Here is a 9,378-nt window from a genome sequence, read left to right as displayed (position 1 = left end):
TAGGTTGGGTGTGGAAGCGCTGTGAGGCGTTAAGCTAACCAATACTAATTGCCCGTGAGGCTTGACCATATATATTTTGTTGTTGTTAATTTTGCTTTGTTCGTTGTTGCTACGCGCATCGATGACAGTTACGTACAGTTGTACGCTCCTGCCACTCGCTGCTTATAGCGCCTAGAACAAAACGAAAATTACCGGCCAGCAAAACGGTTAAGTAGAGTAGAGATACTTGAAAGAATCGAAAGATTCAAATTGAACGATCGCAGGATCTTGTTAGATCTGGACTCGTGAGAACACAGAAAGTGAATCAGCTTCGTTATTACCGACTTATTTTGGATACTGTGCAGGCTAATCAATGATTACCCAGTCAGACACAGACATTCAAAGCCAGTTTTGCCTGGCGGCTATAGAGAAATGGAACCACCTGATCCCATCCCGAACTCAGAAGTGAAACGTTTCATCGCCGATGGTAGTGTGGGGTTTCCCCATGTGAGAGTAGGTCACCGCCAGGCACTTAATACAATGAAGAAGGCTCAACCGTTTGGTTGGGCCTTTTTTATTGCCTGTAGAAAACCCCGACGTTTATAATCTGCAGCGCGTGAATAAGGTGGTATAGTTGTTATGTATTAATGGCTAATTAATACATTCAAAAATTTGGGGTGAAGGAAGATACTCTTGAATATAATTTGTATGAAATGGGGAGATAAGTTTCCCCCACACTATGTCAATCGTCTTTATGCAATGGTTCGCCGCAACCTAACCGGGGACTTTCGCTTTGTCTGCTTTACTGAAGATGGTTCCGGTATACGAGAGGAAGTAGAAGTACAGCCTTTGCCCGAATTGGAGCTTCCTACTGGACTCCCAGAGCGCGGTTGGCGCAAGCTAACCGTTTTTGCTCCAGGTTTCGGAGGGTTAGAGGGGCCGACATTGTTTCTTGACCTCGACGTGGTGATAGTCGATTCGATTGACCCATTATTTGAGATTGAAGGCGAATTTTTCATTGCTCATGACAAAAAGAACCCTGCAAAGCAGGAGGGTAATTCGTCTATATTCCGCTTTATTCCAGGTGCCTACCCTGAGATTCTTGAAAACTTCGTTAATAACTTTGAGCGCGTTCGAAGTGAAGTTCGCCATGAGCAGGCCTATTTATCGCGAGAGATGCATCGTTCCGGTAAAATGCAATTTTGGCCAGATGAATGGGTGCCAAGTTTCAAATATAAGTGCTTGCCGAAGTTTCCAATGAATTTCTTCATAGACCCATTTATTCCGGATGAGGCGAAAATTTTGATATTCCACGGGTTGCCGAATCCACCTGAGGCGGTCGAAGGAAAGAGCGGTAAGTGGTACCGACATTTCAAACCAGCACGATGGATTGAAGACTATTGGTGTGAATAAGGTAGTCCTTATTCAGAAATAAAAAAGGGAGCTATTAAGCTCCCTTTTTCGCGGCCCGCGCTTGCTGATTGAATCAGGCTTTAGGTGTCTCTAGTTCCCCTAGACGCGCAGCAATGTCTTCCGCTGATGTCGCGGGATTAATGTCATCATCGATGAATGAGATATTACCATCGATATCTATGTAGATAGTTACTCGCGATGCGACACCGATTACCGGGATTAATACGTCCATTGCCTCAGCGACGCTCTTATCTTCATCCGAGAGAATCGGAAACTTCGCATCGTTCTCTTCAGCAAATCGGGTATTATCCTCAAGCGGATCAACACTCGCCATGAAATAGGCCGCATCATATTCTTCGATGAGGTGTCCGTTCATAGCCAGTGATTTACATTCAACCGTACAACCACTAGTGAAAGCTTTAGGGTACCAGGCGATCACGACTGCTTGCTTACCGATAAAGTCTTCAGAGTTGTAGGTGTTACCATCGCTGGCAGGCAGTTCGAATGCGGGTGCTTTATCGCCTACTTCCAGAGCGAATGCATTGAGGCTGATTAGCGCAGTTAAGGCAGCAGCGAAAAATTTCATAGTTTATCCTCTTGTTTTTAATCGTTGAGCCGTGTCATTACGCCTCACGTTTGGTTTTGTCTGAGTTACGACATAATCTTTTCTTTGGATCAAAATACTTAGGGCTTCTTTAGCTTTTTAGCGTGCTTTCTATTGGGGTAGGTGGTGGTGCAAATTTCACACACCCGCCCGTCACAACCTCTGGCAGTACAGTAGTCACGTCCCCAAAAGATAATCTGAAGGTGAAGCTTATTCCAGGACGGCTCAGGGAATAAACGTTTTAGATCCCTCTCGGTCTGCTCTACCGATTTTCCGGAGCTTAGGCCCCAGCGTTGAGCGAGTCGATGAATATGGGTATCTACGGGGAACGCGGGATGGCCAAAAGCCTGTGCCATGACAACACCAGCCGTTTTATGACCTACACCAGGTAATGCTTCTAAGTCAGTAAAATTGTCAGGCACTTCACCGGCGTGCTTATCAACCAATATTTGCGATAAACCTTGGATTGCCTTGGCCTTCTGTGGGGATAAACCGCAAGGACGAATAATCGCTTGGATGTCCGCCACAGATTGCTGTGCCATATCAAAAGGGTTGTCGGCAAGTTGCCATAGTGATGGTGTAACCGTATTTACTCGTGCATCAGTGCACTGTGCAGAGAGTAATACCGCCACTAACAGTGAGTAACTATCGAAGTGATCAAGCGGCACCGGCGGTTGAGGGTAGGTCTTCATCAATTTCTCGAAGATGAAATGGACACGATCCGCTTTATTCATACCCGTTCTCCATAAACCTGACGATACGATCAGCGGCTTCTGAGCACTCCTTGAGCGGCGCAACTAAGGCAATTCTCACATAGCCCGATCCAGGGTTGGTACCTTCCGATGTTCTAGCTAGAAAGCTGCCTGGTAGTACGGTAATGCCAGTAACGCGAAACAGCTCACGAGCGAAGTGCTGATCGTCACCGTGAACTTCGAGCCAAATGTAGAAACTGGCATCAGGGCGTTTGATGTCGAAGTGAGGTGAAAGGCGCTCAACAAACATGGTGTATTTTTCGTCGTAGGCAGTACGATTCTGCTCAACGTGATGTTCATCGTTCCAGGCAGCAACTGAGGCATATTGAGTGGGAAGACTCATGGCACAGCCGTGATAGGTTCGATAGGTGGTGTAGGGTTTGATAATGTTTGCATCACCAGCAATAAAGCCCGAACGTAGGCCAGGTAAATTAGAGCGCTTACTAAGAGAATGAATGGCTAAGCAACGAGAAAAATCGGTTCTCCCTAGCTCTGCGCAGGCCTGAAGTAACCCTGCCGGTGCGGCAGAATTGGTTGGGTACAGTTCAGAGTAACATTCGTCCGAGGCAATGATAAAGTCGTAGGTATCAGCGAGCGCAATCAACTTTTTAAGCGTGCTAAGGCTCAGACATTCCCCAGTCGGGTTGCCAGGCGTACAAATCATCAAGAGTTGCGTATGCCTCCATGTTTCCGGATTTACAGCCTCGAAGTTGGGCTGACCGTGGCAATCTGGAGAAATATTGAGGAACAAAGGTTGCGCGCCAGCGAGGAGAGTGGCGCCTTCATAAATCTGATAGAACGGATTGGGCATTGCTACGAGAGGCTGCTCCTTGTGACGATTTACAATCGCTTGAATGAGGGAAAAGATTCCCTCTCGAGTCCCATTGCAAGGAATTACTTGGGTAGTCGGATCCACCTGGGCGTTAAAACGGCGTAATAACCAATTTGAAATGGCAGATCTCAGCTCAGGCGTCCCCAGCGTGCTTGGATAGCGGGTGATTTCCGTCATAGCGTTAATGAGTGCATCGGTCGCGATAGCTGGCGCAGCATGCTTAGGTTCGCCGATAGATAAGAAGATCTCAGGTGATTGCCGAGGTTCAATTCCCTCTTTAAGCGTTCGCAAGCGTTCAAATGGATAAGGTTGTAACGTTTCTATATAGGAGTTCATAGGATTACTCGTGGAGTTCGTCGATGGATGACTCGATATCATCAATCAGTGATTTGATTTCATCTTCATTCGTAATCGGAACGCCTCCAGCGGTGGTTAGATGGAAGGTGTCCTCAACTTTCTCACCCATCGTCAATGTGCGTGCGAAATGTAAATTGATGTTGTGGCGGTTAAGCACCGATGCTAAGCGAGCGAGTAGGCCCGGTGTGTCGGACGCCACCAGATAAAGAACTGAGTAGCGCTGACTAGGTTCGGTGCTGATAGATGCTTTGGTGTTTCGATGGAAGTATTGATCCAGTCGGCTGGCCTTGCTTGTTGGGGAATCGGCTACCACATTAATATGAGTAAGATCATGAGTTATGACCTCAATAATTCGCTTAACTTTAGCAGGGTCATGCGCAACAGTTTCTTTGTTGTTATCCAGAACGATGAAGGTATCTGCGGTAAATCCATCATCCAAAGAATGTATACGTGCATCGTAGACACTTAATTTTAGACGATGTAAAGCTTTGGTAATGGCTGAAAAGACACTGGGGTGATCGACGGTTCTAACGAAAATTTGGGTTGCAGAAATTGCCTGGGAATCCCGCGTGTCTTTAACTGATACTAACGGCTTATCCGAACCATGCTCTAAGGTAAGGCGGGTATGCCAGGCTACGTCCGTTGTATTCTCACGCAGGAAGTAATCGTCGTGATACGCACTCCATAGTTGCTCAACATCCTCGGTACGATATCCATCATTCTTAAGCTCTCGTAACGCACCAGCCTTAGTATCTGCAATCCACATATTGGCGTTCGTCCGGTTCTCAGCTCCTCGCGCCAAGGCTGCACTCGTTTGATGGTAGAGTTGACGAAGTAAAAGCGCTTTCCAGCTGTTCCATAATTCGGGGTTGGTGGCATTAATATCCGCCACAGTTAAGCAAAATAAGTAGTCTAGATAGGTTTGGTCACCGACTTTTTCAGCGAAGCGATTGATAACGTCGGGGTCAGATAAATCTTGCTTCTGAGAGACGCCACTCATCAATAAATGCTTATCGATAAGCCAGCTAACTAAGTTAGTATCCCAAGCACCAAGATGGTGTCGTTCGCAGAACTTTCTAGCGTCAATAGCACCAAGTTGAGCGTGATTTCCGCCGCGCCCCTTAGCGATGTCGTGGAAGAGTCCAGCAATAAAGAGTAATTCAGGCTTGGGCAGTTTCCTTGCTACTCGTGTGGCGACGGGAAAATCTTCACTTCTTGTTCCTTGATGGAAGACGCGTAGATGCTTCACCAAAATGAGTGTATGTGCATCCACGGTATAGCGATGAAAAAGGTCGTGTTGCATTAGGCCGGTAATTTTATCCCACTCGGGTAAATAAGCGCCGAGGACTCCATACTGAGACATCCACTTCAGTAGACGACTCAAATTATGAGGACTCCGCATGATTTCCATGAATAACGAGGTGTTGCGAATATCAGCGCGATAACGTCGATCAATAAGGTGAAGGTGGGCGCGAAGCTGTCTGATCGTAGAGGCTCTGATACCTTTTATATTGGGGTCGTCACCTATGAGATCAAATATCTCCAACATCGCAGAGGGATAGCGAGCGAAAACAGTGCTGTTGCTAGTTTGAATGTATCCATCCACCGAATTGAATCTTCGATTTATCTCTTTCGGTATACTGTTCGGGGATTCCCCAAGGATTGACTCGCGTAGATATTGTAATAACACTTCGTTGAGCTGAGAGAGCATGGCGACCCAGCGATAATACCGCCTCATAAACTGCTCTACGCCCAGTGCTTTAGCGTTGTCTGAGTAGCCAAAAATATCTGCAAGCTGTCTTTGAGCATCAACCTGTAAACGTTCTTCAGGGCGCTTGCTCAGCATGTGAATGCCGTAACGAACTCGCCACAGAAATGTCTCACCATTACGCAGTAATGAAAACTCGGTGTCGGTTAAAAATCCCATCTTATGTAACGATGGTAGATCGCCTTTGCCAAAGCTTCGTTTTGCTACCCAAGCAATAGTCTGAATGTCACGAAGCCCACCTGGGGCTGTTTTTACATTCGGCTCGAGGTTGTACTCCGTATTATTGTTGCGCTCGTGGCGAGTTTCCTGCTCTTCAATCTTGGCGTGAAAGTATTCCTGTGCGCTCCATACTTCTTCGACACGCGTCTTGTTATGAATTTCTGCCAATAAATCACCTCGCCCTGCTAGTAGGCGAGATTCGATAATATTCGTCATTACGGTGAGATCTTTGCGAGCTAATGCGACCGATTGATCTACAGATCGAACAGCGTGTCCGACTTTAAGGCCTAAGTCCCACAGTGCAGTAACATACGCCGCTAACTGATCATCAATTTCAGGCGTAGGGGTATTAGTGAGGATTAGGATATCCAGGTCTGACTGAGGGTGAAGTTCTCCTCGGCCGTATCCACCCACGGCGATGAGTTCGATAGTTTCAGTGTTGTGAATAAAGCGGCGCCATAGGTGCGTCAACAGGTAATCGAAGAAAGCACTGCGTTCAGCCACTAAGCTTCGAATGCTTTCGCCCTCAACGAACCGATGATCAAGTTCGCTATTGGTCTCTTGGATCGCCTCTTTGTAGCACGTGATTATTGGTAGCGTCGCAAACTTCTGTTCGAACTTGATCGGGTCGAAGAATTCAGGAGGTGAAGGTTTCGCAGGCATATGGAATCCATTTAAGCGAGCAGGGCGCCCATCATGGGCGCCTGCGAATCGAGATCAAAACGGGAGTATTTCGTCACTTCGCTTCGTTAGCACGTCGACACCGGTCGCAGTCACAGCAATCGTGTGCTCCCATTGCGCTGAGAGTCGCCCGTCTTTTGTTTCAACAGTCCAACCATCACGTTTTAATTTGGTGTGGCGCTTGCCTTGGTTAACCATCGGTTCGATGGTAAATACCATCCCTTCCTTGAGCTCCAGCCCGGTATCAGGACGACCATAATGAAGAACCTGAGGCTCCTCGTGGAAGACTTTACCGATACCGTGTCCACAATATTCTCTTACCACGCTGTAGAAGTTGGCTTCGGCGTGTTGCTGGATGATGTGGCCGATGTCGCCGAGTTTCGCGCCCGGCTTTACGAGTTCGATGCCCTTGTACATACACTCTTGAGTAATCTCGACAAGACGTTTGGCATGGGGAGTAACTTTGCCAACAAAGAACATCTTGCTAGTGTCGCCATGCCAGCCATTTTCAATCACTGTGACATCAATATTAATGATATCGCCTTCTTTGAGCTTACGACTAGCACTTGGAATGCCGTGACAAACAACGTGGTTAATCGATGTGCAGATCGACTTTGGAAAGCCATTATAATTCAGGCATGCGGGGATAGCTTTCTGTTTGTCGACAATATAGTCGTGACAGATCTGGTCAATCTCTCCCGTAGTCATGCCGGGTTTAACGTACTCGCCAATCATGACAAGAACCTCTGCGGCCATCTGGCACGCGACGCGCATTTCTTCAATTTCTGCGGGTGATTTCAAGCTAATGCTCATAGTGGCTTAAGGCTCCTCAAGCTGCAGGTTCGATGTATTAACAATATTGACGGATAGTTTACTGACTTTTACAAAAAATTTCAGCTTTCATTGGCGTTAAAATAACTTTTATGGTATAAAACGCGCGCTCAGACTCATTGGTCTGTGCATAAACATTAAACTTAACTCTCACATACATCGGCACAATTACTTGGGTGCCCCTTTTTCGGGGTTGGTAATTGGGATGTGTGGAGGCATAACCCGATAAGGATTATTATCATGGCAAACGTATTAATGCGTGATCTGCTTAAAGCAGGCGCTCACTTCGGTCACCAAACTCGTTACTGGAACCCTAAGATGGGTAAATACATCTTCGGTGCACGTAACAAGATTCATATCATTAACCTAGAGCACACTGTTCCAGCATTCAATGAAGCGCTTGATCTTGTTAAGAAGCTTGCTTCTAACAAAAATAAAGTACTTTTCGTTGGTACTAAGCGTGCTGCGGGTAAAATTATGGCTGAAGAAGCAAACCGCGCAGGCCAGCCGCACGTTACTCACCGCTGGTTGGGTGGCATGCTTACTAACTACAAAACAATCCGTGCTTCGATCCGCAAGCTACGTGAGCTAGAGGCTCAGTCAGCTGATGGTACGTTCGAAAAGCTAACCAAGAAAGAGGCGCTTATGCGTACTCGCCAGATGGCTAAGCTTGAGAACTCGATCGGTGGTATCAAGGACATGGGCGGCCTACCTGACGCGCTATTCGTAATTGACGTTGATCATGAGCGTATCGCAATCCAGGAAGCTAATAAGCTAGGCATCCCAGTAATCGGTATCGTTGATACTAACAGCAACCCAGACGGTGTTGACTACATCATTCCTGCAAACGATGATGCAATCCGTGCCATCAAGTTGTACTCAGTTGCAGTAGCTGATGCAGTGCTTGAAGGTAAGGCTGGTGAAGTTGTAGCAAAGGATGAGTTCGTTGAAGTAGAAGGCGAACAGACTGCGGAATAAGTAGTCTCGGTAGAATTACCCATCTTTGAAAGGGGCTATTATGTAGCCCCTTTTTGGAATCTTAGTATTACGGATTGATTAGAGGAATTTACAATGGCTATTTCAGCGTCAATGGTTAAAGAACTTCGCGATCGCACAGGTCTCGGCATGATGGAGTGTAAAAAAGCACTTAAAGAAGCCGGCGGTGATGTCGAGAAGGCAATTGAAGATCTACGTAAGGCGTCAGGTCTGAAAGCAGCTAAGAAAGCAGGTCGTACAGCGGCTGAAGGTCTTTTGGCTGTTCGTGGTTCAGCATCAGTTGCAACGATGGTAGAAGTAAACTCAGAAACTGACTTTGTAGCGCGTGACGATGGCTTCAAAGGTTTCGTAAGCGATGTATGCGTTGCGGCTGAAGCCCAGGGTTCTGATGATGTAGCAGCTTTGCTTGCTAATGGTATTGAAACTCAGCGTGAAGCGCTTGTTCAGAAGATTGGCGAGAACATTTCTGTTCGTCGTATCGGTCGTCTTGAAGCTCCGGTTACTGGTTTTTACTTGCATTCAACAGGTCGTATCGGTGTGTTGGTTGGTCTAGAGGGTGGCTCTGAAGAGCTAGCTCGTGACGTAGCAATGCACATTGCAGCGGTAAACCCGCGTGTTGCAAAGCCAGAAGATATGCCTGAAGATGTTGTTGAAACTGAAAAGAACATCATTAAGGCTCAGCCTGATATGGAAGGTAAGCCAGCAGAAATCGTTGAGAAGATGATGGTTGGTCGTATCCGTAAGTTCTTAGCTGAGAACAGCTTGGTAGAGCAGGCGTTCGTTAAGAACCCTGAGCTAACAGTTGGTAAGCTTCTCAAGGAAGCCGGTGCAGATATCACCAGCTTCATTCGCTTTGAAGTTGGCGAAGGTATTGAGAAAGATGAAACTGATTTCGCAGCAGAAGTAGCGGCTCAGGTTCAAGGTAGCAAGTAATTGCAACTTTGAA

General features: G+C 46.8%; 8 protein-coding genes and 1 rRNA gene. 4 read left to right on the top strand and 5 right to left on the bottom strand.

Features of this window, described 5'->3' with window-relative positions; genetic code table 11:
• The first annotated feature begins 393 nt into the window (after positions 1 to 393).
• Together rrf and Q0698_RS04770 are read left to right on the top strand one after the other, a co-directional pair.
• Positions 394 to 509: ribosomal RNA gene (rrf, locus tag Q0698_RS04775) — 5S ribosomal RNA — on the top strand.
• 163 nt (positions 510 to 672) lie between these two features.
• Complete coding sequence (locus tag Q0698_RS04770; protein WP_298634248.1) at positions 673 to 1,392, top strand: glycosyltransferase; 720 nt, start codon at positions 673 to 675, stop codon at positions 1,390 to 1,392.
• Positions 1,393 to 1,465: 73 nt separating this feature from the next.
• Here the strand turns inward: Q0698_RS04770 and Q0698_RS04765 are convergent, their stop codons facing one another.
• The 5 genes from Q0698_RS04765 to map all read right to left on the bottom strand — a co-directional run bounded on the left by Q0698_RS04765 (position 1,466) and on the right by map (position 7,418).
• Positions 1,466 to 1,978 carry a redoxin domain-containing protein gene (locus Q0698_RS04765; protein WP_298634246.1) on the bottom strand — a complete coding sequence of 171 codons (513 nt, stop codon included), beginning with the start codon at positions 1,976 to 1,978 and terminating at the stop codon, positions 1,466 to 1,468.
• A 98-nt stretch (positions 1,979 to 2,076) separates the two neighbouring features.
• A complete protein-coding gene (gene nth, locus Q0698_RS04760) occupies positions 2,077 to 2,730 on the bottom strand; it encodes an endonuclease III (protein WP_298634244.1) in 654 nt (217 codons plus the stop codon).
• Positions 2,723 to 3,916 carry a succinyldiaminopimelate transaminase gene (gene dapC / locus Q0698_RS04755; protein ID WP_298634242.1) on the bottom strand — a complete coding sequence of 398 codons (1,194 nt, stop codon included), beginning with the start codon at positions 3,914 to 3,916 and terminating at the stop codon, positions 2,723 to 2,725. The genes nth and dapC overlap by 8 nt, the downstream gene beginning before the upstream one ends.
• A 4-nt stretch (positions 3,917 to 3,920) precedes the next feature.
• A complete protein-coding gene (glnD, locus tag Q0698_RS04750; RefSeq protein ID WP_298634240.1) occupies positions 3,921 to 6,587 on the bottom strand; it encodes a [protein-PII] uridylyltransferase in 2,667 nt (888 codons plus the stop codon).
• A 54-nt stretch (positions 6,588 to 6,641) separates the two neighbouring features.
• Positions 6,642 to 7,418: a type I methionyl aminopeptidase gene (map, locus tag Q0698_RS04745; RefSeq protein WP_298634238.1), complete on the bottom strand. Its 777-nt coding sequence runs from the start codon at positions 7,416 to 7,418 to the stop codon at positions 6,642 to 6,644.
• A 258-nt stretch (positions 7,419 to 7,676) separates the two neighbouring features.
• Between map and rpsB the strand changes: the two genes are divergently transcribed.
• Together rpsB and tsf are read left to right on the top strand one after the other, a co-directional pair.
• Positions 7,677 to 8,414: a 30S ribosomal protein S2 gene (rpsB, locus tag Q0698_RS04740; protein WP_298634236.1), complete on the top strand. Its 738-nt coding sequence runs from the start codon at positions 7,677 to 7,679 to the stop codon at positions 8,412 to 8,414.
• Positions 8,415 to 8,507: 93 nt separating this feature from the next.
• Positions 8,508 to 9,365 (top strand): translation elongation factor Ts, encoded by an 858-nt coding sequence (gene tsf, locus Q0698_RS04735; protein WP_298634234.1) that lies wholly within the window; start codon positions 8,508 to 8,510, stop codon positions 9,363 to 9,365.
• The last annotated feature ends 13 nt before the right edge of the window (positions 9,366 to 9,378 follow it).

The sequence above is a fragment of the uncultured Umboniibacter sp. genome (genome assembly GCF_947497555.1).
Classification (GTDB): Bacteria; Pseudomonadota; Gammaproteobacteria; order Pseudomonadales; family DSM-25080; genus Umboniibacter.
This window is presented reverse-complemented; position numbering and strand designations above follow the sequence as displayed.

What these genes read in the sequence shown, in the direction of transcription:
- Q0698_RS04765 (WP_298634246.1), bottom strand. Translation starts at nt 1,978, where the DNA reads ATGAAATTTTTCGCTGCTGCCTTAACTGCGCTAATCAGCCTCAATGCA.
- nth (WP_298634244.1), bottom strand. Translation starts at nt 2,730, where the DNA reads ATGAATAAAGCGGATCGTGTCCATTTCATCTTCGAGAAATTGATGAAG.
- dapC (WP_298634242.1), bottom strand. Translation starts at nt 3,916, where the DNA reads ATGAACTCCTATATAGAAACGTTACAACCTTATCCATTTGAACGCTTG.
- glnD (WP_298634240.1), bottom strand. Translation starts at nt 6,587, where the DNA reads ATGCCTGCGAAACCTTCACCTCCTGAATTCTTCGACCCGATCAAGTTC.
- map (WP_298634238.1), bottom strand. Translation starts at nt 7,418, where the DNA reads ATGAGCATTAGCTTGAAATCACCCGCAGAAATTGAAGAAATGCGCGTC.
- rpsB (WP_298634236.1), top strand. Translation starts at nt 7,677, where the DNA reads ATGGCAAACGTATTAATGCGTGATCTGCTTAAAGCAGGCGCTCACTTC.
- tsf (WP_298634234.1), top strand. Translation starts at nt 8,508, where the DNA reads ATGGCTATTTCAGCGTCAATGGTTAAAGAACTTCGCGATCGCACAGGT.